General features: G+C 40.5%; 24 protein-coding genes. 11 read left to right on the forward strand and 13 right to left on the reverse strand.

The features are described 5' to 3' along the window. Positions 1 to 33: 33 nt before the first annotated feature. Positions 34 to 807 (forward strand): SDR family NAD(P)-dependent oxidoreductase, encoded by a 774-nt coding sequence (locus tag DC498_RS20525; protein ID WP_116876038.1) that lies wholly within the window; start codon positions 34 to 36, stop codon positions 805 to 807. A 128-nt stretch (positions 808 to 935) separates the two neighbouring features. Then, entirely contained in the window at positions 936 to 1,820 is an 885-nt protein-coding gene (locus tag DC498_RS20530; RefSeq protein ID WP_116876039.1) for a polysaccharide deacetylase family protein, read from the forward strand. Between the two features lie 194 nt (positions 1,821 to 2,014). Here the strand turns inward: DC498_RS20530 and DC498_RS20535 are convergent, their stop codons facing one another. The 3 genes from DC498_RS20535 to DC498_RS20545 form a co-directional block, all read right to left on the reverse strand. After that, a complete protein-coding gene (locus tag DC498_RS20535; RefSeq protein WP_116876040.1) occupies positions 2,015 to 2,488 on the reverse strand; it encodes a 2-dehydro-3-deoxyphosphooctonate aldolase in 474 nt (157 codons plus the stop codon). Between the two features lie 120 nt (positions 2,489 to 2,608). After that, the gene (gene lipA, locus DC498_RS20540; protein WP_116876041.1) at positions 2,609 to 3,535 is read right to left on the reverse strand and encodes a lipoyl synthase; all 927 of its coding nucleotides are present in this window, start codon (positions 3,533 to 3,535) and stop codon (positions 2,609 to 2,611) included. A 38-nt stretch (positions 3,536 to 3,573) separates the two neighbouring features. Further along, a complete protein-coding gene (locus tag DC498_RS20545) occupies positions 3,574 to 4,392 on the reverse strand; it encodes a hypothetical protein (protein ID WP_133176922.1) in 819 nt (272 codons plus the stop codon). Between the two features lie 51 nt (positions 4,393 to 4,443). On the opposite strand from DC498_RS20545, the gene DC498_RS20550 reads away from it, so the two are divergent. Next, a complete protein-coding gene (locus tag DC498_RS20550; protein ID WP_116876065.1) occupies positions 4,444 to 4,869 on the forward strand; it encodes an OsmC family protein in 426 nt (141 codons plus the stop codon). A gap of 408 nt (positions 4,870 to 5,277) precedes the next feature. Here the strand turns inward: DC498_RS20550 and DC498_RS20555 are convergent, their stop codons facing one another. From DC498_RS20555 to DC498_RS20570, 4 genes are all read right to left on the reverse strand, one after another. Continuing rightward, the gene (locus DC498_RS20555) at positions 5,278 to 6,552 is read right to left on the reverse strand and encodes a DUF2851 family protein (RefSeq protein WP_116876043.1); all 1,275 of its coding nucleotides are present in this window, start codon (positions 6,550 to 6,552) and stop codon (positions 5,278 to 5,280) included. Positions 6,553 to 6,767: 215 nt separating this feature from the next. Beyond that, positions 6,768 to 7,343 carry a Maf family protein gene (locus DC498_RS20560; protein ID WP_116876044.1) on the reverse strand — a complete coding sequence of 192 codons (576 nt, stop codon included), beginning with the start codon at positions 7,341 to 7,343 and terminating at the stop codon, positions 6,768 to 6,770. Further along, the gene (locus DC498_RS20565; protein ID WP_116876045.1) at positions 7,343 to 8,299 is read right to left on the reverse strand and encodes a geranylgeranylglycerol-phosphate geranylgeranyltransferase; all 957 of its coding nucleotides are present in this window, start codon (positions 8,297 to 8,299) and stop codon (positions 7,343 to 7,345) included. The genes DC498_RS20560 and DC498_RS20565 overlap by 1 nt, the downstream gene beginning before the upstream one ends. Positions 8,300 to 8,344: 45 nt before the next feature. Then, positions 8,345 to 9,130 (reverse strand): Rossmann-like and DUF2520 domain-containing protein, encoded by a 786-nt coding sequence (locus DC498_RS20570; protein WP_116876066.1) that lies wholly within the window; start codon positions 9,128 to 9,130, stop codon positions 8,345 to 8,347. A 57-nt stretch (positions 9,131 to 9,187) separates the two neighbouring features. Here DC498_RS20570 and DC498_RS20575 point away from each other — a divergent pair, with 57 nt between their 5' ends. From DC498_RS20575 to tsaD, 5 genes are all read left to right on the forward strand, one after another. Continuing rightward, positions 9,188 to 10,030 (forward strand): alpha/beta hydrolase, encoded by an 843-nt coding sequence (locus DC498_RS20575; RefSeq protein WP_116876046.1) that lies wholly within the window; start codon positions 9,188 to 9,190, stop codon positions 10,028 to 10,030. A 108-nt stretch (positions 10,031 to 10,138) separates the two neighbouring features. Continuing rightward, entirely contained in the window at positions 10,139 to 12,712 is a 2,574-nt protein-coding gene (topA, locus tag DC498_RS20580; protein ID WP_116876047.1) for a type I DNA topoisomerase, read from the forward strand. Positions 12,713 to 12,762: 50 nt separating this feature from the next. Next, positions 12,763 to 14,022 carry an ABC transporter permease gene (locus tag DC498_RS20585; protein ID WP_116876048.1) on the forward strand — a complete coding sequence of 420 codons (1,260 nt, stop codon included), beginning with the start codon at positions 12,763 to 12,765 and terminating at the stop codon, positions 14,020 to 14,022. Between the two features lie 115 nt (positions 14,023 to 14,137). Next, the gene (locus DC498_RS20590; protein ID WP_133176923.1) at positions 14,138 to 14,455 is read left to right on the forward strand and encodes a hypothetical protein; all 318 of its coding nucleotides are present in this window, start codon (positions 14,138 to 14,140) and stop codon (positions 14,453 to 14,455) included. A 39-nt stretch (positions 14,456 to 14,494) separates the two neighbouring features. Then, entirely contained in the window at positions 14,495 to 15,556 is a 1,062-nt protein-coding gene (gene tsaD / locus DC498_RS20595; protein WP_116876050.1) for a tRNA (adenosine(37)-N6)-threonylcarbamoyltransferase complex transferase subunit TsaD, read from the forward strand. A 10-nt stretch (positions 15,557 to 15,566) separates the two neighbouring features. Here the strand turns inward: tsaD and DC498_RS20600 are convergent, their stop codons facing one another. The 5 genes from DC498_RS20600 to DC498_RS20620 all read right to left on the reverse strand — a co-directional run bounded on the left by DC498_RS20600 (position 15,567) and on the right by DC498_RS20620 (position 20,095). After that, positions 15,567 to 15,947 (reverse strand): response regulator, encoded by a 381-nt coding sequence (locus tag DC498_RS20600; protein WP_116876051.1) that lies wholly within the window; start codon positions 15,945 to 15,947, stop codon positions 15,567 to 15,569. Between the two features lie 571 nt (positions 15,948 to 16,518). Next, positions 16,519 to 17,556 carry a tRNA dihydrouridine synthase DusB gene (dusB, locus tag DC498_RS20605; RefSeq protein WP_116876052.1) on the reverse strand — a complete coding sequence of 346 codons (1,038 nt, stop codon included), beginning with the start codon at positions 17,554 to 17,556 and terminating at the stop codon, positions 16,519 to 16,521. Positions 17,557 to 17,686: 130 nt separating this feature from the next. Further along, the gene (locus DC498_RS20610) at positions 17,687 to 19,114 is read right to left on the reverse strand and encodes an L-serine ammonia-lyase (RefSeq protein WP_116876067.1); all 1,428 of its coding nucleotides are present in this window, start codon (positions 19,112 to 19,114) and stop codon (positions 17,687 to 17,689) included. 79 nt (positions 19,115 to 19,193) lie between these two features. Continuing rightward, complete coding sequence (locus DC498_RS20615; protein ID WP_116876053.1) at positions 19,194 to 19,718, reverse strand: FKBP-type peptidyl-prolyl cis-trans isomerase; 525 nt, start codon at positions 19,716 to 19,718, stop codon at positions 19,194 to 19,196. A gap of 71 nt (positions 19,719 to 19,789) precedes the next feature. Next, a complete protein-coding gene (locus tag DC498_RS20620) occupies positions 19,790 to 20,095 on the reverse strand; it encodes a hypothetical protein (RefSeq protein ID WP_116876054.1) in 306 nt (101 codons plus the stop codon). Between the two features lie 276 nt (positions 20,096 to 20,371). Here DC498_RS20620 and DC498_RS26245 point away from each other — a divergent pair, with 276 nt between their 5' ends. Then, complete coding sequence (locus tag DC498_RS26245) at positions 20,372 to 21,256, forward strand: hypothetical protein (protein WP_206197712.1); 885 nt, start codon at positions 20,372 to 20,374, stop codon at positions 21,254 to 21,256. Between the two features lie 4 nt (positions 21,257 to 21,260). After that, positions 21,261 to 21,950 (forward strand): lysoplasmalogenase, encoded by a 690-nt coding sequence (locus DC498_RS20625; RefSeq protein ID WP_165813914.1) that lies wholly within the window; start codon positions 21,261 to 21,263, stop codon positions 21,948 to 21,950. A gap of 10 nt (positions 21,951 to 21,960) precedes the next feature. On the opposite strand, the gene DC498_RS20630 is transcribed toward DC498_RS20625, so the two are convergent. Next, entirely contained in the window at positions 21,961 to 22,509 is a 549-nt protein-coding gene (locus DC498_RS20630) for a DUF1599 domain-containing protein (RefSeq protein WP_116876056.1), read from the reverse strand. Positions 22,510 to 22,584: 75 nt separating this feature from the next. On the opposite strand from DC498_RS20630, the gene folP reads away from it, so the two are divergent. Continuing rightward, positions 22,585 to 23,412 (forward strand): dihydropteroate synthase, encoded by an 828-nt coding sequence (gene folP, locus DC498_RS20635; protein WP_116876057.1) that lies wholly within the window; start codon positions 22,585 to 22,587, stop codon positions 23,410 to 23,412. The last annotated feature ends 44 nt before the right edge of the window (positions 23,413 to 23,456 follow it).

The raw sequence follows: 23,456 nt of genomic DNA on the forward strand, positions 1-23,456 counted from the left end.
GACCATTGCCATATAATTTATAATGCTTGTTTTATGAATGATAATGAAAAAAATTTTAAAGACCAGGTTGCTATAGTAACAGGGGCGGGGCAGGGGATAGGTTTTGAAATTGCGAGACAATTATGCGAAAACGGCGCTGCAGTTGTGTTGAATGATGTTGATGCATCACTGGCAGAAAAAGCAGCCGAAACTATTGCCAAAGAAGGCTACTCATGCATTGCTTTTGCAGGCGATGTTTCTGATAAGAAGTTCATAGATGCTATGGTAAACGAGACGGTATCAAAGTTTGGTAAGCTGACTATTGCAATTGCCAATGCGGGTATTACCTTGTTTGGTGATTTTCTTACCTACCCTGCGGATTCTTTGTATAAAGTAATGCAGTTAAATTTAGGTGGAAGTTTTTTGCTGGCGCAGGCTATTTCAAGGCAGATCATTAAACAAAGATCCGGTGGGAGTATATTGCTGATGTCTTCTGTAACCGGTCACCAGGCGCATAAAAACCTTGCGGCTTACGGCATGACAAAAGCCGCGCTTGAAATGCTGGCTAAAAATCTTGTAGTTGAATTATCGGAATACAATATCAATGTAAATACAATTGCACCCGGCGCTACATTAACGGAACGTACATTAGGCGACCCTGAATATATGAGTACCTGGAGCCGTATCACGCCAATGGGAAAACCTGCTACAGTGCAGGATATTGCTAATGCGGTACTGTTCATGGTGTCTCCGCTCTCCCGCCATATTACCGGGCAGAGCCTGGTGGTAGATGGTGGCTGGACATCGGTAAGTCCTTCGCCATATTAATAAAGTGAGACGAGAGGGGTGAAACGTAAAAATTCAAAGTCATGCCCTGAGTAAAGTGATGCAGGAATGTACATAAATTTTTCCTGCCCGGTCAATACTTAGTTATAAGTTGTTTTCGTTTTTGCTGCATGAAAAATCCGGTATCTTTTTCCTGTATTGCAGCATTGCTCTTTTTGAGCTCATGCCAGTATTCTGTAAGTACATCTCTTATACCTGAAATACCTGCTGTACCTGTTGCCAACTCAAAGTCTGAAGCAGCTGAAGCGGAACTTGATAGAAAGGAGGAAACGCCAGTTGCAGTTTCAGATATAGACGCCGCAACGGTATTATCAAAACCACAAATACCTGTTTTATGTTATCACCAGATAAGAGACTGGCGTGGAAATGAAAGCAGGGGCGTAAAAGATGCTGTTGTGCCTCCGGCAATTTTTAGAAGCCAGTTACAGATACTGGCAGACAGCGGTTACCATACTATTTTACCGGATGACCTGTATAACTATCTCACCAAAGGTTCACCGCTTCCGCCTAAACCAATCATGCTTACTTATGATGATGGCGATGCAGACCAATATAATATTGCCGCGCCTGAAATGGCAAAGCACGGTTTTAAAGGTGTGTTTTTTGTGATGACGGTTTCGCTTGGGCGATCTATCTATATGACGAAAGAACAGGTAAAACTATTATCTGACGAAGGTCATATAATTGCTTCACATACTTATGACCATCATGATGTAAGAAAATATACTGATGCCGATTGGGATAAGCAACTTATTGAATCTGGCAGACAACTGGAAGCCATTACAGGTAAACCTGTCAGATATTTTGCATACCCGTTTGGTGCATGGAATAAACAGGCAATTCCCGCGCTTAAAAAACGAAATATGATCGCAGCATTTCAACTTTCCACCAAAATGGACCAGGATGATCCTTTATATACTATCCGCCGTATGATGGTGCCGGGAGACTGGAGCGCAACTACAATGCTGAATGCTATGAAGAGGACATTTAAGTAATTCAGGTTGCTGGTTAAGCAGTGAGCTTATTCAGTGTAAATGCCAGAATAAAGATCACCGTTTTATTAAAAGCCCTTTAAAGGCTGCTGCGTGTATTTTGCTTAGCAACAGCGCCCTTGTCCAGGTAACTTTCAAAATAAAATAGCTAATGCTATTGTTCTGATTTCACTATCACTTACTTTTCGATAAGTTGTTTATTTTTTGGCGGTAAATCCAACAGGAATATATAGATCGCCTTTGTCGTACATATTGATAAAGATGGTTACAGTATCCTTACTTCCTTCAAGCCATACGCGGTAAATATCGAGTAAACCTGTATTGTCCAGTAATCCGTTCGGCGTTTTGAATGCGCAGCAGCTTCCTGTACGGGAATAACTAACATTTTCACCATTTGGCCCAAGCAGGGCATTAAGAAACCGCCGTTCATTTTTGGGACCGTTTCGTTCGCGGTTACCACCGGTTTTTACGGGGTTTTCTTTGGTAAATCCGTAAGTCTTATCTGTTGTAGTTTCTGTCAGCAGGTAGGTATTATCATCAACGGATTCAACGGTATATACTCTTGTATCTCCAATTCCCGGGTTGTTATCAGCAGTTTGGGTTACGGTTTTTTTCTGCGGGGAGCAGGCAACTGAGCAGGTAATTAATACAGGGATTATGTATTTTTTCATAGTTAGATAACGTGGAATTTTAAAAATATTGCTACTGAAGCTAAACAGAGAAATGAAATGACAAACCTTAATACCCGGGTTTATCATTTCATTTCTCACTATATAAATACAATATATATTTTAGGAAACCATCATCGCTTTCTTCCTCAGCCATTCCGCTTTACCTATGCCTTCAAACACGTGTTTTTCGCTGTGGTAAGATGACCGTACCAGTGGGCCGCTTTCCACATAGTCGAATCCCATGTCATAACCGGCTTCAGTATATTCATTAAATTCATCAGGGTGCACAAAACGCTGCACCGGCAAATGTTTACGTGTTGGCTGAAGGTATTGCCCTATAGTAATTACATCCACACCGTTGGCGCGAAGATCACGCATGGTTTGCAGTACTTCCTCTTTTGCTTCACCCAGTCCAAGCATAATGCCTGATTTGGTACGCATACCTTGTTCTTTAAGATGTTTCAGCACTTCCATGCTGCGCCAGTATTTTGCCTGTATGCGCACCTGGCGTGTCATACGCTCAACTGTTTCTATATTATGAGATACTACTTCAGGTGCTGCTTCAACAATACGTTGTATGTTTTCTTTCTCCCCTTTAAAATCCGGAACCAATGTTTCGAGTGTAGTATCCGGGTTTAAAGCTTTTACTGCTTTAATCGTGTTGTACCAGATAATGCTTCCGCCATCTTTTATTTCATCCCTGTCAACAGAGGTTATTACAGCATGTTTAACTTTCATCAGGTAAATCGCCTCTGCTACGCGCTGAGGCTCGTCCCAGTCAATAGCATCCGGTCTGCCGGTGGCAACCGCGCAAAATCCGCAACTGCGGGTACATACATTACCAAGTATCATGAAGGTTGCAGTGCCTGCTCCCCAGCATTCGCCCATATTAGGACAATTACCACTTTCGCAAATGGTATGCAGCTTATGTGTATCTACTAAATTTCTTACGTTCTTATAACTTTCACCTATCGGCAGCTTTACTCTTAACCAATCCGGCTTTTTAGGCCGAGGCTCCGCTTCGGTTGTTGTTGCACATCCACTCATAGTTAAAAATTACTTTACAATATGCAAATTTAACGGTCTTACTTCCGTTTGCCAAATAACAAGGAAACGTAGGCGTTGAAGAAGAATTTTCGTGACGGGCTATATACCATTTGCTGAACATCTTTAAAGTAATATTCCATATTTAACCCGCCTTCAATGGCCGACACTACTGTATTAAACCTGTTGTAATCAAATCGTATAGCAGTTTTTGCGTGAAGCCCGGGAGCAAGTTTCATTTCATTCCAGCCCTTGGTTAACCCGGCGCCGCCAATAATTCCTTCCTGCCCTAAAAATAACAGGCTGTCAGGCGAGTCATATTTTACATATTTGCTGCTATTGTTCCCATCCGGCACTTCCATATAATATGGTCTTAGTAAACCCAACGATAATCCGCCGGCACCTATTCCATACACAGAAACTCCGTTTTTATTTCCTTTGCCCCCAATTAAAATTTGTTGCCCCATAGCTCCTTTTAGCTGGTAAAAAATATTTTTTTTGCCATACACGAAGGGCGTACCAAAAAAGATAAAACCGCCATTGGCTGTGGTAGTATTCTGCTTGTCTTCTTTGCGGTGCTTTTTTTCGTTGAATTCAATTTGATAAATGGTGGCGCGGGTTACTGAGTTTGATTTTCCGAATTCATAAGATATTCCCCATCCGTCAGTATTCAATTTTATTCCAAAGGCGTTCTGCTTGCGGAATGATGGTACACCTTCTTCCTCAAGCCTCATAATCTGGTTCATCTTCTCTTTCTTTTGCCTTTTCTTATCGTCTTTGGTTTTCCTTTGGTTGTCTTGCTGGCTATAGCCGGCAAACGTAAAACTGGCGAATACAATAACCGCAATGATTTTTTTCACCTTCAATGATTTATGTGTTCTTTAAACGTAAATTTAAACAAAAATAATACAATGACTTCAACAGTAGTGTACGAAGGAAATTTGCGTACGGTTTGTACCCATCTGAAATCCGGAACTGTAATTGAAACAGATGCTCCGCTCGATAACCAGGGACTTGCAGAACGTTTTTCGCCTAGTGATCTGGTGGCAACAGCGCTCGGAAGCTGTATGCTTACAATAATGGGTATAAAAGCAAGAGATATGAATGTTGATATTAAGGGTATAAAAATCGAGATTGAAAAGATCATGGCTACTGATCCCAGGCGGATTTCAGGCATAAATTTAACATTTCATTTCCCGGAAACCCTTGATTTAACTGATAAGGGAAAAACCATACTTGAAAGAGCGGCACATACCTGCCCGGTAGCGTACAGCATTCATCCTGATATAAAGGTGAATACTATATTTAACTGGCAGAACGCAGGGGCGCTGCAATAGTGAAGCGCAAATATTTTTTTATAGAATAGCACACGGAATACACAGATGATACTAATAAACACGGGTACATTCCGTGAATATCCGCCATATCCGTTTTATCCGTGTTCCATTCTTCGTATTGGAGATGCCCGAAGTTATTTTTAACTAACTCTTGATATATTTCCTGCCACGAATTCCAGTGTTCGCATTGGCGAAACAGGATTTGCTACGCAAAGAGCCACAAAGCATACACAAAGTTACACAGAGCATTAATTAGCCTCTTTGTGGCTCTTTGTGTATCCTTCGTGTACCTCTTTGAAATAACCAGTGAATAATACAACCGGTAAGCTGAGAACTTATTTCAGGACAATACATTATATTTTTCCTGAATCAGGTTTGGTACTTAAAATGACGGCACCTTCCTCCTCTCTACAGCGTTCGCTTAAGTATAGCAACGCCTATAGCGCAACTGAGGCATTTTTTTTGAAGACAATATTTTTTGGTGAGTTGTATGAGGGACTGAGAGTCTGCCGCAGTAATATTTTGAATATTTAGCTGCTTCCACTGCCTGGTAATATGGTTGTTTTCCGGGGAAATATCTTCCAGCCATTTCAGGGCCTTGTTTTTATATACCTGTTCTTTATGTATATGCCCATAAGCGAAAACGATTGGAATAACCGTATTGATCAGTATATTATCAATCATCTGCCTTCCCAGTGTTTTTTCTTTGTAAGAAGTTATGTCATCAAATTTGTAATGATAGTGCCAGTAATCATTAGCTGTTACCTGTAAAAGTTTTACAACCTCTTTTACTGAAGCGGCTGCTTTTACCTGCGAAAATAAATGCAGAGAGTTGTTGATAAGCATTGCCAGCTGTGCCAGGCGTATAGTGGGGAAATTACCGGGACGCATGCGCAGAAAATGTACCGGCTCATATACCGGCGTAAAATTGTATTTCTTTTTATAAAACCTGAATTCTTTTTGTAACATTTTAGGGTAAGATTCCCTGAAGTTACTGTTCAATAAACCTGCCTGCCCAAGCAGGAATGATTCGAGTTGATGAATTTGTCCTTTGTGTTTGGCAAGTATATTAACCGCGATGGAACGTGCAATGGCTTCGAATGCATTGCTGTTAACCGGGTTGCCAAAGTTCCTGGCGATCAGCCACCAGAAAACTTCTTCCCAATGTGCATTGGTTTGTGCAAGAAATCCTGCAACAGCTTCAGTTTTGCTTTGCATGCGCTCTGTAACAAGCCTTGTTTTCCAGCTATCCCATATAATGGCAGGTACTGATAAAAGACTATTTTCACATGGAATGATTTTTTGAGTATAGATTAATTCTTCGTAGCGCTGCAACAAAACTTTGGGTACTTTATCATTCAGCGATAATGCAGGTATTGTTTTTCCTTTTGCATCGTAAATATCTTCATCATGTTCCCATACAACGTGAAGAATAATGTTGCCATAATTTTGGTCATTATCGTGTCCGTGCACTTTCCAGTCTGATGCTTTTACGTGTAATTCTATATTCCCTGCCCATTTTGTATTGGCTATTGATATAACGGCTTCTAAAAAATCAGGTCCCTGGTTGGTATTAAACTGACCGGGATAAGAGATGGATAACCGGTCACCTGAAACGGTATGCAGATCAGTTTTATTAAAGTACTGCATTTGCCAGATAAATTGCAGCAGGCGCTCTGTCATAGGTTGTAGTTGTGGTGTTAAATATTGCAGAACTAATTTACGGAGAAATGTTTGAAAAACGGACTAAAGTAAATTGCCGGCTCGCATTGCAAACTTTTGCAATCAAAGCAGATTATTGTTTACGGTATTTGATACAAGTATACAGATGCTTCCTTAGCCCGGCATGATAGCCCGAGGTGATCATTTCATTTTCCAATCTTCAAATTGCTTAATCTTCAAATTTTTCCCAACTCCCTTACCACCCTGCTAACCGGCAGCCCCATTACATTATAGAAGTCCCCGTTAATTTTTTCAATTCCAACAACACCTATCCATTCCTGTATGGCATAAGCGCCGGCTTTGTCGTAGGGTTTATAATTATCCACGTAAAAAGCGATCTGTTCGCCCGACAGCGGATGAAACCAAACTTCTGTTGCATCAGCAAAGCTTATTGTTTTATCGCCGGATGTAATAACAACGCCTGTAATCACCTGGTGTTTTTTGCCTGACAGCGTTTGAAGTATATGTATCGCATCATTCCTGTCTTCAGGCTTGCCGATGATCAGATCATTACATACCACAATGGTATCGGCAGTAATTACAGGAGTGGCCGGCGCATACAATTTAAATTGATCTGAATTTCTGACCGCTGTGTTTTTCTGTTCAGCAATATAAATCGCAACTTCAGCAGGTGATAAACCTGCAGGATAACTTTCGTCGGTAGATCGTACAATAATATCAAAATCTATAGCAGCCCATTCAAGCAGTTGTTTTCGCCTGGGTGATTGAGATGCGAGAATAACTTTGGTCATCAGTGATATAATTTGAAAAAAATCATGGATAAGATGCCGGTAAGCATTACAAATTTTACAGCGCCGCTCAGGTAGCCGAAGTCAGCGGCAACGGTGGCGGCATATAATTTTCTTGTTATCCATAGTAAAGGTAGAATAATGAGGGTTACACAATATAGAACACTCCACCACCAACCAAGATAAACAGCGTATATCTGTATGGCTACCAGCGCGCCGGTTAATGCCATCAGCCAGACACCGGTAAATACTTTTGCAACAGGAACACCCCATACGATAGGCATGGTGCGGCAGCCAAACCGTGCATCACCTTCCATATCTTCCATGTCTTTTATCACTTCTCTTATAATAGAAATTACAAAAGCAAATCCACCATATAAAAATGCTAACCGCATAATTCTGCGGTGCGCCTCTTCATTTAAGGGTGTTGAGATCTGCCATGCTTCCAGGCTGTTTGAAGAAAGGTGATCTATAAAAAAAAATATGATCAGTACCACCCATGCTGTAAGCAGGGAAATAATGATATTGCCTGATAATATTTTCTTTTTGAAGGTGGTGGAGTAAACCCACAACAGCAATACGCAAACGATGTTTGAAAATCCTATCCACCAGTTTTTGGTAACATAGGAAACATAAAATCCAATCACAATACCGGCAGCGGAAAAAAGCCAATGCAGGAGGATCGCCCAGCGTCTTGGAATAACTTTTTCCACCACAATTCTGCCGGGTTTATTTACCTGGTCAATGTTCAGGTCAAAATAGTCATTTATAATATAGCCACCCGCCGCAATGAACACCGATGAGAGTACAATCAACCCCAGCAGTATCAGCTCGTCCGGGTAAAATATATCAGGGTGAATAGATGGCGCAACAATACAGCAATAAAACAGAAACTGGGTAACAGCAATGAAAATCAGGTTGGGGTATCTTACCAGCCTCAAAAATGCTTTCAGTTTCATGGCGTGAAGATAAATGCAGAAGCATTAAATCAAAAATGAAAAAAGTTAAACAATACTTTCTTTATTATATTTTCCGTAATAATCAATAATAAGCTGAGAAAATTCCTGGTAAAGCCGGTGCAGCACAGGATAATTTTCTAAAATGGAAAGATGTTTCTGAATAGTGACCATATCTCCTCTCCTTGCCGGCCCGGTTTGTAATAACGGAGGGTCGTTATATTGCAATCGTTGTACTGTTTCAGTTAACAAAGGCAGCAGCAGCTTAAAATCTATATTTTCTTTTTTACAAAATTCATTGGTGAGCGTATAAAGGAAATTGGTAAAATTATTGGTCATTACCGCGCCAGCATGTATTTTCTGCCGCATTTCATCATCTGCATATTGCACTCTGCCAGATAAGGTAAGGGCAAATTGCTCTATACGCAGCATAGTTTCTTCTGTATTTCCATCAATTAAGAAAGGTATTTCGGGAATACTTTCTCTTTGAGCTGATAAGCTTTGTAAGGGATATAATACGCCAAAGGAACGTGCTGATCTTTCCAAAACATTTTTTGACACTGCACCCGCTGTGTGAACAACGATGCCGTTATCAATTAATAATTGGGCGGCTATTTCGGGTATCGCCTCGTCTGAAACTGCTATAATATATATATCCGCGTCTGGCCTTACGGCAGAAAAATAATTATTGCTTCCTGCTCCCAGCATATCCGCAAGCGTATAGGCATGGTCAATATTTCTGCTGATAACCTGTAAAATAGTATGGCCAGCCGCTTTTATTTTTCTGCCTAAAACATTGGCAACATTTCCTGTTCCTATGATTACTATTTTCATAACGTGAATATAAAGTATAAACTGCAGTAATTTCGGCATTTGACAATTAGAACAGGTATGAAGATTGTACAGCAAATAGCATTAGGATATACAGCCAGGAAATTGCAACTGCTGTCTGCAGTTTCAACAAAAAAAGCCGCAGCGGAAGCTTTTAAGCTTTTTTGTACACCACAAAAGCGGGTTCTGAAAAGAGCTACCCCGGTTATTGATAAGGCCGAGGTAATTAAGGTAAAATCAGGCGGGCTTAATATATATGGATACCGCTGGAATCATCCCGCACATAAAAAAGTATTGATCGCTCATGGGTTTGAATCGTCTGCCGTAAATTTTGAAGGGTTTGTGCCACCGCTTATAGAAAAAGGATATGAAGTAATAGCATTTGACGCGCCGGCACATGGCTTAAGCGAAGGCAACCAGATCATGCTTCCTTTGTATAAAAATATGCTTGACGTGGTTTATAAGGAGTTTGGAGCATTTGATGCATATATAGCTCATTCATTAGGCGGACTGGCAGTTGCACACTTTTTACAAAATATTCCCCACGATCATGATATAAAACTTGTGTTGGTAGCACCTGCAACTGAAATCACATCTGTAATGGACCGTTTTTTCCGGCTGCTCAAACTAAATAGCAGGGTAAGGCGGGACTTTGATAAGCTGAGTGCGGATATTACAGGCATTACCCCCGCAGAAGCAGCTGTTCTTCCAACATTAATAAATATACAGGCGGATATTTTATGGCTGCATGATACAGAAGATGATATAACGCCTTACAGGGATGTAGAAAAAATAAAAGCAACTGACTTTCCGGGTATTAAGTTTATCATTAGCAGTGGTTTGGGGCACCGGAAAATATACCGTGATGCACAATCTGTAAAGGCAATTCTGGACTTTGTATAAATTACGTTTTTTTTTGTTTTTAAAGGTTTACGCTAATATTGCAGCAATTTTAAATGAAAAACCTGCCCTGCTATATCATTTTTATAATCAGGGCGTTTAAGCAGAACAATGGCAAAAAATTTATTAATAGTTGAGTCTCCGGCAAAGGCCAAAACGATCGAAAAGATCCTCGGAAAAGATTTTGAGGTAAAGAGTTGCTATGGTCATATCCGCGACCTGGAGAAGAATGATATGGGTATTGATGTGGACGATCATTTCAAGCCGCGCTATATTATTCCGGAGGAAAAGGAAAGGGTTGTGAAAGAACTGAGGGGGCTGGCAAAAAAAAGTGATGAAGTATGGCTGGCAACGGATGAGGACCGTGAAGGGGAAGCCATCAGTTGGCATTTATGTGAAGTATTAGGTCTTGACCCTAAAATCACCAAGCGTATAGTATTTCATGAAATCACCAGGCCTGCCATACAATCCGCTGTACAAAATCCGCGGGTACTGGATATGAACCTGGTGAATGCCCAGCAGGCAAGGCGGATATTAGACAGGATAGTTGGTTTTGAGCTTTCTCCTGTGCTCTGGCGCAAAATGAGCATGCGCAATAATCTTAGTGCAGGAAGGGTGCAAAGCGTTGCCGTACGATTGATTGCAGAAAGAGAAAGAGAGATCAACGCTTTTAATACTACAAGCACGTTTAAGATAGAGGCATTGCTTGAGGCGAAAGACATCAGCGATAAGACTGTAACATTTAAAGCAGAAGGCAGCCGCTATAATGCTGAAAAGGATGCTAACGATTTTTTGAGTAGCTGCATTGGTGCAAGATATACGGTGAGAGATGTGCAGGTTAAGCCTGCAAAAAAATCTCCTGCCGCCCCGTTCACCACTTCTACCTTACAGCAGGAAGCCTCAAGAAAATTAGGATATTCCGTCAGTCGTACCATGTTGTTGGCGCAGAAGCTGTATGAGAATGGTTATATAAGCTATATGCGTACAGATAGTGTGAACCTGAGCGATACCGCGCTGAATGATATTACCGCGAGAATAAAATCGCAATATGGCAATGAATATGTGCAGGTACGTAAGTACAAAAACAAAAACGAATCTGCACAGGAGGCACACGAAGCCATCAGGCCAACAGCAATGGACAGGCTAAGCGTAGATGATGCCGATGCCCGCAGGTTGTATGAGCTGATCTGGAAAAGAACAATTGCCAGCCAGATGGCTGATGCGGAACTCGAAAAAACCATCGCGAAAATTAATATCTCCACCAATAAAGAAGACCTGACGGCGCAAGGCGAAGTATTGAAATTTGAAGGGTTTTTGAAAGCATACAGGGAAGATATAGATGAGGAAGATATAGAAGATGAAACGCAGGAGGGGATGCTGCCGCCATTGGCACCTGGACAAAATGTTGGCTTTAAGGAGATGAAGGCCATAGAAAGATTTTCAAGACCTTCCCCGCGTTTTACAGAAGCTTCGCTGGTAAAAAAATTAGAAGAGCTGGGCATAGGCCGGCCTTCAACCTATGCGCCAACCATTTCAACTATTTTAAAAAGGGGGTATGTTGAAAAAAGAGACAAAGAAGGAGTGAGGCGCGATTACAGGGTGCTGGTATTGAAAGATGATAAGGTTGCTAAATTAACAGAGCAGGAAACCACCGGCGCTGAAAAAGCTAAGTTATTTCCAACGGATCTGGGATTAGTAGTTACTGATTTTCTGAAACAGTATTTTGATGATATAATGGATTATGGTTTTACAGCCAGGATTGAAGAAGAGTTTGATGAAGTGGCGCAGGGGAAAATGAAGTGGAACAAAATGCTGGATGATTTTTACACGCCATTTAAGAAAGATGTAGATAATACGATAGAAACCGCGGAGCGGATAAAAGGGGAGAGGGAGTTAGGTAAAGATCCTGAAAGCGGCAAACCTGTTGTGGCACGCATGGGTCGTTATGGCCCGATGGTGCAGATAGGCACAACCGATGATGTGGAAAAACCGAGGTTTGCCAAGCTGCAGGCTGGTCAGAGTATAGAAACAATAACTTTTGAAGAAGCGCTTGACCTGTTTAAAATTCAGGGTGCGCTGGGCGAACATGAGGGTAAAGAAATATCTGTGGGAGTGGGAAGATTTGGACCTTATGTAAAATGGGGAGATGATTTTATTTCAGTGCCAAGAGGAACAGATCTAACAACTGTTGATCTTAAAAAGGCTATTGGTTTTATAGAGGCAAAGAAAATAGCCGATGCGCCTGTGGGCACTTATGAAGGCAAACCCATTACAAAAGGTACTGGTCGTTTTGGTCCTTTTATAAAATGGGATGGCATTTTTATAAATGTACCGCGCAGGTATAATTTTGAAAAGCTTACCCAGGCAGAAATGAATGAACTGATTGAGGCGAAGATGGAAAAAGAAAGCAATCGCTATATACAGCGCTGGGAAGACGAAAAAATTTCTGTAGAAAATGCGAGATGGGGCCCTATTATAAAGTTTGGCAAGAAGATCGTAAAACTCCCCAGGAAGGCTGATAATACAAAATATACCGCTGAAGATCTGCAACAGGTTTCGCTTGAAGAAGTGAAAAAATTCATTGAAGTGGAAATCCCCGGCGCATTTGCCAAAAAAGAAAAAAAGCCTAAAACTGCCGCTAAAGCAGCGCCTAAAAAGGCTGCCGCAAAAGCAAAGAAAAAATAACATGGTGAGATTTGAAATTTTAAATCTCAAATTGTAGTTACTTTTGACTTATGCTTAAAACCATACAGATACTCTTTTCAACATTCAGGCTTGCATGGCAGGAGTTGAAAAGTAATAAACTGCGTACATTCCTCTCCTTGTTCGGAGTAACTATCGGCATATTCTGTATTATAGGCGTTTTAACTACTGTTGACAGTCTTGAAAGAAATATAAAAGATGGCATTAATGCTTTAGGCTCAAATACTATTTACATAGATAAATGGGATTATGGTGCAGGAGGTGATGGAGATTATCCCTGGTGGAAATATGTGAAACGACCGGAACCTAAGTATGAAGAAATGCATATGATTAAAGCTAAGACGAATGCTATTGAAAACATTGCATTTACTTTAAGTACAGGCGGTCAAAATGTCATTAACGGAAAGGACATGATTCAGAACGTAAATATATATGGCGTATCTGAAGAGTTCAATGCTATTCAACCATTTGAAATACTGTTCGGGCGTTATCTTACGCTTTCTGATATGGACAGAGGTACAGCGAGCGTTGTAATGGGCTACGAAAATGCTGCAAAACTTTTTGGTAATGCTGAAAATGCCGTTGGTAATAGCATAACAGTTAAGAATAAAAGAATTAATGTAGTTGGGGTAATAAAGAAGCAGGGTAAAAGTTCCCTGGTAGGTGGATGGAATTTTGATGACTGCATTATTCTGCCTTACCGGTTTTTCAGAACAATTTTTGAAGAGAAATATTCACAGCCTAATATATTAGTTCAGGGAAAGCCAAATGTTACTACAGAAGCCTTTAAAGATGAATTAAGGGGTAATCTACGTGCTATTCACAGGCTTAGCCCGGGTGCAGAAGATGATTTTGCTTTAAATGCTGTTAGCGATTTCAGTGATAATATTTCAAAGCTTTTTTCCAGTATAAAATTAGGCGGCTGGCTTATTGGGCTGCTAAGCCTGGTAGTGGGGGCATTTGGTATAGCCAATATTATGTTTGTAACCGTTCGTGAGCGAACGCCGATTATAGGTTTGAAAAAGGCAATAGGCGCCAAGAAAAGAATTATTCTGTCTGAGTTTCTGCTTGAGTCTGCGTTTATTTGCTTTATAGGCGGAGCTATCGGGCTTTTGCTGGTGTTTGTTCTGGCAAAAGTGTTAAGTGGACCGCTCAATTTTAATGTCTACATATCGTATAATATCCTCGGGGTTGCCGTATCAATCTGTATAATAATCGGCATACTTGCCGGCATTATTCCCGCCACCATTGCTGCAAGAATGGATCCTGTAGTAGCAATACGTTCAAAATAGGGATAGTTTTAATGCATAAGGGCTTACCCTTAAATTTTAAGAAAAAGATATACTATAACACGAGTTCCTTCGTTTAAAGTATTAGACATATTAAATCATTTCTTAAAATTATCCTATGATAAAATTTGTCTATATAGCATCATTGTCTATAGCATCCTTTCTTCTTTTTATTTTTTCAAAAGATAAGGAAGAAGTAGAATGCAACAATACGGCCAGAGGTAAGGTTGAAATAATACAAGATTCATCCCATAGCTTTCTCGGTGTAATAACTGATGAAAACAAAATATTTTATCCATCTTCAATGGCAAACGAGGTAGTGCTGGCGGTTGGGCAAAAAGTTGTGATATGTTATGCCGTGGATTCTTCGTCATACAAATCAGAAGCTCATCCTGTCCCTGTATATATCGGATCAGTCAGCTATCTCAACAAATAAACACGCACCTGTTCAATAACTAAGTGTTAATTTTGCCTTATGCTGCAATCAAGGGCTGAGGTTACTATTCTTGCTATCGAGTCTTCCTGCGATGAAACTTCCGCGAGTATCTGTTCTGATGGAAAAATACTTTCTAATATTATTGCCACTCAAAAGGTTCATGAGCAGTATGGGGGTGTAATTCCTGAGCTGGCGTCAAGGGCACACATGCAGAATATAGTGCCTGTTGTAGATGCGGCCGTAAAAAAAGCAAATTGCCGGCTTGCTGATATAAATGCTATAGCTTTTACTCAATCTCCGGGTTTAATTGGTTCTTTGCTGGTTGGTTCGCAATTTGCCAAATCACTGGCGCTTGCGCTTGACGTGCCGGTTATACCTGTGCATCATATGCAGGCACATGTATTGGCTAATCTTATTGAAGAGCCTGCACCATCATTTCCTTTTCTTTGTCTTACGGTTAGCGGCGGGCATACGCAGATTGTTGTATGCAATGCTCCTGATGATATGCAGGTAATGGGTGAAACCATTGATGATGCCGCGGGAGAAGCTTTTGATAAATCTGCAAAGCTGCTCGGTTTGCCTTATCCCGGCGGCCCGTTGATTGATAAGTATGCTAAGGAAGGAAACCCATTACGCTTCAGATTTCCTGAGCCGCAGATAGCCGGTCTTGATTTTAGCTTCAGCGGATTAAAAACCGCGATTTTGTATTTTCTTAAGAATGCAGGGCAAAGTATGGTTTTTAAGGAAGCGTTTACTGCAACAGAAAATGAGCAGGCTGCATTTATCCAGGCAAATATGAACGATATCTGCGCATCTGTTCAACACCGCATCATTACTATATTGCTTAATAAACTAAATAAGGCTGTAAGCAAAACCGGTATTACAGGTATTTGCCTGGCAGGAGGTGTTTCTGCTAACAGTGGTTTACGTAATGCGTTCAAAAAACTTGGCGAAGAAAAAGGCTGGCAAACATATATACCATCATTTGAATACTGTACAGATAATGCTGCTATGATTGCTATAACAGCATATCATAAATACCTCTCAGGAAGCTATTCCGCTGATTTAGCTGTTAGTGCAAGCGCGAAATCCGGCTGGTAAAACAATGCAGTTATACAAATGCCTGTTTATTTTCTGTTGCCTTATCAATTGCTTTAATAAAATCTTCTATAGAACAATCCTTTGCTATGCAGGCTGAGGCGCCTGCAGCAGTTAGTGCATTTTTTAAAAGCGGATTTTCTCCAGTTGTAGTAATTACCAGCCTGCTTTGAGGGCAGACTTGTTTTAATGTGGAGAGCAATTGGAAATTTTTACCGGAAGCATCAGCAATATCGAAAATAATAATATCCCAGTTTTGCTGCCTGGCTTTATCTGCAAGTTGAACTGCTGAGTTAACTTCAGTTATTCCGGAATAAGGAAACCTGCTTCTGAGAATTTCATTTATGCCTTTGCGGTAAATGGCATAATCATCCTTCAATAAAATATTGTACATACGGATCAGGGTTAAAAATTAAAAATGAAAAGGATGAAGGCTTAACTTAAAACTGGAAAATGCGACAGAAAATGTAATTTCTTTCTGGTTTAAAGGGAATAAACTGAAGTGGTTTCTCAGCCATTTTCTGCCGCATTAATTAAAGCAATGATTTAACTGGACGGTAAAATTACATTGCAGTTCTTGCTCAGGTATTGGATTTTCGTTGGTGTTTTAAGGTTTAACCTTAGTTTTTCAGATCTTAGGATTTAGAAATCGGGATTTGTTACACAAAGAAACGCTGAAGCATTTTTTTAAAAAATAGTAACAGATATTATTATATCGTCATTTTTAAACTACAGTATAGAAAAACTACTATGTTTATTATTTAGGAAACGGGCAACATTGTAAAGGCAAGGTATAATAAGTCGTTGTAAATCAATTTTCTGAATTAAAGTTGGGGTTAATGTGGTTGCTGTAAATCTTGAAAATATACGTAGAAGTACTCTTGAAATGGAATGGGGTAAGTAAAATTGTAATAGCATTTATTTAAAAATACCAGGTTGATTTAAAGTCAGCAATGCAAAGTTTTTTATAAGGGGCATTTTTCGTGATAATTGATCAATTCAATAGCTGCTTTTTCAAAGGTAAAACCTTTATAATACTGTGTTACTTCATCCAGCACGGCATCTATTTCCTGTGTGGTATTCAACACAACCAGTCTTTGCCTGAACTCTTTAATGCCAGGCAAGCCTTTCAGGTAATTGGCATAGTGGCGGCGCATTTCCAGTATACCCACTACAGGACCTTTCCACTCTACAGATTTATATAAATGTTTGCGGCAAACCGCTATGCGTTCTTCCAAAGTTGGAGGCGCCGCATGTTCACCGGTTTTGTAGTAATGCTTAATTTCATTAAATATCCAGGGATAACCAATAGCTGCGCGCCCTATCATAATACCATCTACGCCATACCTGTTTTTATATTCAACAGCTTTTTCCGGAGAATCGATATCCCCGTTTCCAAAAATGGGTATATGAATGCGTGGGTTATTTTTAATTTTACCGATAAGCGTCCAGTCTGCGGAGCCTTTATACATCTGGGTACGTGTGCGGCCATGAATTGCCAGGGCTTTAATGCCTACGTCCTGCAAACGTTCAGCAACTTCTTCAATATTGCGGGTATTATCATCCCAGCCAAGTCTTGTTTTTACGGTAACGGGTAAACGGGTTGACTTTACAACGGCATCGGTCAAACGAACCATCAGGTCTATATCTTTCAATACACCCGCCCCGGCGCCTTTCAGCGCTACTTTTTTTACAGGACAACCGAAGTTGATATCAAGTAAATCAGGGTTGGTTACATCTACAATTTTAGCAGCGAGTGAAAGGCTCTCTTCATCTCCTCCAAATATTTGTATGCCAATGGGACGTTCGTAGTCAAAAATGTCGAGTTTTTTGCGGCTTTTAATGGCATCTCTTATCAATCCTTCGCTCGAAATAAACTCTGTATACATCAGGTCAGCGCCATTGTCTTTACATACTGCGCGGAACGGCGGATCGCTTACATCCTCCATTGGAGCGAGTAATAGCGGAAAATCAGGAAGTTGTATATTGCCTATAGAAACCATACTTTAAAACTGGCAGGCAAAGGTACAAGTGATTGGTGAAATGGCGAAAGACGGCTAGAATAAAGGTGGAGGAGTAAGGAAAATGGTGTAGGGGAGAAGGTGTATACACTGAAGCTGAAAGCCGATGGTCTTAACACTCACTTAATCCCAAAGGAATATTTATTGCCAGCCCGCCTTCGGCTGTTTCCTTATATTTATGATTCATATCAACCGCGGTATCCCACATTGTTTTTATTACGGCATCAAGGGATACTTTAGCAAAATCAGGAGTGCTTTGTAAAGCAAGCTGGGAAGCGGTGATCGCCTTTATTGCTCCCATTGTATTTCTTTCTATGCAGGGTACCTGCACCAAACCAGCAATAGGATCGCATGTTAATCCGAGATGATGCTCCATGGCTATTTCAGCAGCCATAAGCGATTGTTTTTGCGTACCGCCCATAGCTTCCGTTAACGCGCCTGCTGCCATTGCTGATGATACGCCAATTTCAGCCTGGCAACCTCCCATTGCTGCTGAAATTGTTGCTCCTTTTTTAAAAATACTCCCTATTTCAGACGCCGTAAGTAAAAAGTTGATGATAGCATCTTCACTATTGCCATCGCCAAAAACAATATAATACATCAGCACTGCCGGTATTACGCCTGCAGCGCCATTAGTTGGAGCTGTTACCACCCTTCCAAATGAAGCATTCTGCTCATTTACCGCAAGTGCAAAACAACTAACCCAGTCTAGGGTATATTTAAACCCATTTCCGCCTTCCTGTATACAGTTTTTCCAACTGTTAAAACCAGTATAGGTTTTATTACCCAGTAGTTTTTTATTGAGCGCGGAAGCGCGGCGTTTCACAAATAAGCCCCCGGGCAAAATACCTCCCTCATGACAACCTTTATAAATACAATCCCGCATTGTATGGAAGATACGCATCACCCTGTCTTTGGTTTCTTTTTCAGGTTGCCAGGCATTTTCGTTTTCCAGTACCACCTCGTGTATACTTAAGCCGGTTTTCATGCACCAATGTAAAAGATCTGATGCTGTATTAACGGGAAAAGGTAATGCAACGGCACTTCTGTTCATATTCTGCTCCCCTTCCTGCTTTACAAAACCTCCGCCAATTGAATAATAGGTTTCAGATATTTTTTCGTTGTTGTGCAGTTCAACTAAAAAACTAACCGCATTAGGATGGTAAGGCAATGACTCCTGCATGAGAAATACTATATCGGTATAAGGGTCGAAGCTGATATTTTTAATGCCGCCCAGGCTTATCTTTTTGCTTAGAGCAATGTCATTAATGCGTTTATTAATATCTTCTACTGCAAAGGTTTCAGGATCTTCCCCGCACAATCCCAGTTGTATGGCTATGTCAGTGCCATGGCCCTTGCCTGTTTTTGCCAGTGATCCGTATAATAAAACGGTCAGGCTGATAACACTATGTAACCTGCTATTGTTTTCTAATTTATTTATAAAAGATTGCGCGGCACGCCAGGGACCCAACGTATGTGAACTGGAAGGTCCTACGCCGATCTTAAACATATCAAATACAGATATAGCTTCGTGAGGCACAAAAAAGTTTGTATAAAGATAAAAGCTTTGGCACATATGATAATGCACCAAAGCTTCTCAAAAAATCAAGATAACAATCTTATTGCATTGCAACTAACTCCACATCAAAAATCAAAATAGCATTAGGCGGAATTACCACGACAGTGGCACCATTCTGATCTGTTCTGGTAGCACCAACACTTCCGTAAGCAAGGCTTGGGGGGATATACAGCTTGATTTTGCCTCCTGTTGTTATATGCTTTAATCCGGCTATCCATCCTGGTATTAAACCGCCCAGCCTCAATACAATGGGAGTACCATCTGTTTTATCAAATACACTGTCAGTGGTTAATTTTCCGCTATAATTAATACTGATCGTAGAGCAAACATCTGGTGTAAGGTTTCCTGTTCCTGCACTCTCAATAATATAATATACTCCGGAACTATCTTTAAGCGCATTGGTAATTCCTTTACTATCAAGATATTGCTCTACCTGAAGCACCTCCGCAGCAGGGGCTTTGATGGTTGTTTCCTTATAAGGGCAACCATTTCCGTCTGCCTTTAAACAACCATTAAAAGAAATCATCATCGTACTCAATGCACAAAACATCAATAATTTTTTCATAACCTTTAAATAACTTTATACGCAATGATAGAACGCAGTAATAAAACGTTGCATCATCCCTTGTTTCAGTACTATTTTTCTTTTTTGCTCTTTAATTCTTTATACCGCTGTTCGTTCATATCCCAGCGATGTTTTTTGCTGAACACCGCAAAAAATGAAGCAATAAGCAATACGGCAATAATTAAAACAACAGGATTAAGTTGAGTATTGGCAACCATAGCTGCCCTTTTATCCCATCCTGAAAAAAGATTCAGCAGGATTGGCAAGGTAAAAATCATTCCCAGGGGAAGCCCAATCAGTAACTGCCGCCATGTTTTTTTCTCTTTTTCCCTGTTCGCCTCCCAAAAGATCATAAAATCTTTTTCTTCTTCAGTCATGTTGCATTAATTCGCCGCAAATATACTGTGTTGACAGGAAGTTTAGGTATCAGGTTTCAGGTATCAGGTATCAGCCATTAGGTTTCAGCGGTGGGCTATGGGCTGTGAGAGTTACTGACCTGATAGCTGACGGCTGATAGCTGATACCTCATAGTCATTGATAAAAATTAGTTTTCGTAACTTGCCATCCTTTAAAGCCAATTATCTTTAAACCATAAAGCTTTTACATTGAAAATTGCTCACTTATTAGCGCAATACCTTTACCAAAACAAGAAGATGCAATTGCAGGGCATCGGAGAATTTTTTCTGGATAATTTTTATGAAAATCCTTTTGAAAACGAAAAAGGTAAAAGCAGGGTTCCTGAAAACGCCATTCGTTTTACACCCGATAAAAAAAGCCCTGAAGACAACGGACTGATCGAATTTATTTCTGCCAATACAAAAAAAATAAAACCATTAGCAGCCTCTGACCTGGAGGACTTTCTTAATATTGGCAAGCAGCTCCTGAATGTAAGCAAGCAATTTTATATTGAGGGATTAGGTACCCTGATCTTAAATGACAGGGGTAATCTCGAGTTCTTACAGGGAAATGAAATTTTTGTTTCGCCGGCAGTCGATGAAAACGTCCACTCCAAATCAAAGCCCAGAAAAGAAGAACAGCATGAAGACCTTGATTTTGAAAAAAATTACCCGGGCAGCAAACCTTCAGGCAATACATTAAAAAAAGCCGTGATTGCGATAGCTTTTGCTGCCGGTTTGTTTATTATTGGCTGGATTGGATGGTATTTCTTCAGGCAATGGCAAAACGATAAAAACGCTGCACAAACCGACCTTGAGAACATTAAACCGGTATTACCCGGAACCGCTCGGCAAACGGATTCGCTTACAACCGCTAATCTGGCTACCGACTCATTGAATGCCGCTGCAGCAGTTGACACTGCCTATTCATACGATGTAATAATTGAAACCGCCAACAAAGCGAGGGCATTATACAGGAGTGCTGAGCTTAAAAAGATTGGATATGCTGTTAAACTCAGCACATCAGATTCTGTTGCGTTCAATATATATACCACCATTAAAGGTCCTATATCAGACAGCAGCAAAGTACTTGATTCCATTTCAAGGTTTTTTGGCAGAAAAGCCAGGATTGCTTCAAAATAAAAGCATGAAACGTATTACGTTCATCTTACTATGTTGTTATGGAATTGCTGCCGGGTTGAATGTTGCGTTAACTTTTGCCGGCAATGAATCTTTTAGATTTTTCACGAAAATTTTATTGATGCCTTTGTTGCTGTTTGCCCTGGCAGCAGAAACAGGTTTAAAAAGCAATTATGCCAGGCTATTTGCGGCTGCATTGTTTTTCTCATGGCTGGGAGATATCGCATTGCGATGGGAAGCATGGTTTATCCAGGGACTTATAGCATTTTTAGCAGCACATATCTGTTACCTGCTGTTTATGCTGAAAATAAAAGGCGACAGGGGATTACTGCAGTTTCAACCACTATTTGGTTTGCCTGTGCTGGTATACCTGGTAATATTACTGTTTGTGTTGAATGATTATCTTGAGCAATTGAAAATACCGGTATATGTGTATGGTACTGTTATTTGTGCCGTTTGGCTGTATTCTATTAACCTATTCTGGAAAACAGATAAAAAAATTGCAGCGTTGTTATGTTTTGGCTCTTCGCAATTTGTTATGTCTGACTCTTTACTGGCGGTACATAAATTTATTTATCCCTTTGAGATTTTACCGCCGCTTGTAATGCTGACCTATTGTTCCGCACAGTTTTTACTTACATCAGGCGCAATGCGATATATCAGGCTTATAGATAAGGAGCAGCAACCTTCACTGTAGCGCTGCTATGCTATTCCGCGTGTTTTCCTTCCCCTATCATTATTAAAGCAAAAACAGCGTAATTAATAATATCATAGTAATTCGCATCTATCCCCTCGCTGATGAGGGTTTGTCCCTGGTTTGACAGGATTTGTTTTATACGCAACAATTTTGACAAAATAAGATCTGTATAGCTTTCCTGGCTCATCTCCCGCCATGCTTCGCCATAATCATGATTTTTATTCACCATCAGCAAACGCGCTTTTTCTATTATTCCATCATACAGGCGTTCAACTACAGGCACTTCCAATTCCTGTATTTCATCCTGTTTCATATCCAGTTGCATTAAACCAATTACAGCATAGTTCAGTATACCTTTAAATTCGGAGGTGATACTGTCGCCTATTTTGGCAATTTTATTTTCCTGCAGGGTGCGGATACGTTTTGCCTTAATGTAAATCTGGTCAACAATTGAAATGGTACGTAATACCCGCCAGGAGGTTCCGTAATCAGTTGTTTTTTTAAGAAAAATATCCTTGCTTTCTTTTACCGCCTTATCATATTGCTGTAATGTATTCATTGCTTCACTTGATTTTATACCCGATGAACTTATTTTTGCTGACTATATCTTTCAAAAATAAGCCGAAAAGCAATAATGTATACATTAAACTGTAAAGGCAAACTTCTTGTTATTGATAAACCTGTTGTAATGGGTATTATCAATATTACACCTGATTCATTTTATGAAGGCAGCCGCAAACAAAGCATAAAGGATATTGTGGAGGTAGCTGCAGCAATGCTTGCTGATGGCGCTGCTATCCTCGATATTGGCGGGCAAAGTACCAGGCCGGGAAGTGAGCGGCTTCATACTGAGCAGGAAAAACAGCGTGTGCTCCCTGCAATAGAAGCTATTATTGCGGCATACCCTGATGCAATAATTTCTATTGATACCTATAATGCGGCAGTTGCTGAGGAAGCTGTGCAGGCCGGAGCTGCAATTGTTAATGACATCAGCAGCGGAGACATGGACGAAGCGATGCTGCCTACTGTTGCCAATCTTAAAGTGCCTTATATCTGTATGCATATGCAGGGCACACCCGACAATATGCAGCAGCATCCGCAGTATACTGACGTAACAGCCCAGGTTTTAGATTACCTGGCTCAAAAAGCAGATGCATGCAAACGGGCAGGTATAAACGATATAATTATTGACCCGGGATTCGGTTTTGGAAAAACCATCGAACATAATTTTACGCTCCTCCGGCAACTCAGTGCTTTTAAAATATTGAACTGCCCGGTGCTGGCAGGTTTGTCAAGAAAATCAACAGTATACAAAACCCTGGGCACAACTGCCGAAAATGCATTAAACGGAACAACAGTACTTAATACCATAACCCTGATGAATGGAGCGGATATCCTACGCGTTCACGATGTAAAAGCCGCTGTTGAAGTCATTACGCTTTTCAAAAAATATGATGTATAGCCTCCTGGTAAATCTTAACTTCAATAAGCATCTTTCAAAACAAA

This window comes from Terrimonas sp. (assembly GCF_003075435.1).
GTDB lineage: Bacteria > Bacteroidota > Bacteroidia > Chitinophagales > Chitinophagaceae > Agriterribacter.

Coding starts and splice junctions, on each gene's coding strand:
- topA (WP_116876047.1), top strand. CDS start 10,139: ATGGCAAAAAATTTATTAATAGTTGAGTCTCCGGCAAAGGCCAAAACG.
- DC498_RS20530 (WP_116876039.1), top strand. CDS start 936: ATGAAAAATCCGGTATCTTTTTCCTGTATTGCAGCATTGCTCTTTTTG.
- DC498_RS20535 (WP_116876040.1), bottom strand. CDS start 2,488: ATGAAAAAATACATAATCCCTGTATTAATTACCTGCTCAGTTGCCTGC.
- DC498_RS20570 (WP_116876066.1), bottom strand. CDS start 9,130: ATGAAAATAGTAATCATAGGAACAGGAAATGTTGCCAATGTTTTAGGC.
- DC498_RS20555 (WP_116876043.1), bottom strand. CDS start 6,552: ATGACAGAGCGCCTGCTGCAATTTATCTGGCAAATGCAGTACTTTAAT.
- DC498_RS20630 (WP_116876056.1), bottom strand. CDS start 22,509: ATGAATACATTACAGCAATATGATAAGGCGGTAAAAGAAAGCAAGGAT.
- DC498_RS20625 (WP_165813914.1), top strand. CDS start 21,261: ATGAAACGTATTACGTTCATCTTACTATGTTGTTATGGAATTGCTGCC.
- DC498_RS20600 (WP_116876051.1), bottom strand. CDS start 15,947: ATGTACAATATTTTATTGAAGGATGATTATGCCATTTACCGCAAAGGC.
- DC498_RS20620 (WP_116876054.1), bottom strand. CDS start 20,095: ATGACTGAAGAAGAAAAAGATTTTATGATCTTTTGGGAGGCGAACAGG.
- DC498_RS20575 (WP_116876046.1), top strand. CDS start 9,188: ATGAAGATTGTACAGCAAATAGCATTAGGATATACAGCCAGGAAATTG.
- DC498_RS20590 (WP_133176923.1), top strand. CDS start 14,138: ATGATAAAATTTGTCTATATAGCATCATTGTCTATAGCATCCTTTCTT.
- DC498_RS20565 (WP_116876045.1), bottom strand. CDS start 8,299: ATGAAACTGAAAGCATTTTTGAGGCTGGTAAGATACCCCAACCTGATT.
- DC498_RS20525 (WP_116876038.1), top strand. CDS start 34: ATGAATGATAATGAAAAAAATTTTAAAGACCAGGTTGCTATAGTAACA.
- DC498_RS20585 (WP_116876048.1), top strand. CDS start 12,763: ATGCTTAAAACCATACAGATACTCTTTTCAACATTCAGGCTTGCATGG.
- DC498_RS26245 (WP_206197712.1), top strand. CDS start 20,372: ATGCAATTGCAGGGCATCGGAGAATTTTTTCTGGATAATTTTTATGAA.
- folP (WP_116876057.1), top strand. CDS start 22,585: ATGTATACATTAAACTGTAAAGGCAAACTTCTTGTTATTGATAAACCT.
- dusB (WP_116876052.1), bottom strand. CDS start 17,556: ATGGTTTCTATAGGCAATATACAACTTCCTGATTTTCCGCTATTACTC.
- lipA (WP_116876041.1), bottom strand. CDS start 3,535: ATGAGTGGATGTGCAACAACAACCGAAGCGGAGCCTCGGCCTAAAAAG.
- tsaD (WP_116876050.1), top strand. CDS start 14,495: ATGCTGCAATCAAGGGCTGAGGTTACTATTCTTGCTATCGAGTCTTCC.
- DC498_RS20560 (WP_116876044.1), bottom strand. CDS start 7,343: ATGACCAAAGTTATTCTCGCATCTCAATCACCCAGGCGAAAACAACTG.
- DC498_RS20550 (WP_116876065.1), top strand. CDS start 4,444: ATGACTTCAACAGTAGTGTACGAAGGAAATTTGCGTACGGTTTGTACC.
- DC498_RS20615 (WP_116876053.1), bottom strand. CDS start 19,718: ATGAAAAAATTATTGATGTTTTGTGCATTGAGTACGATGATGATTTCT.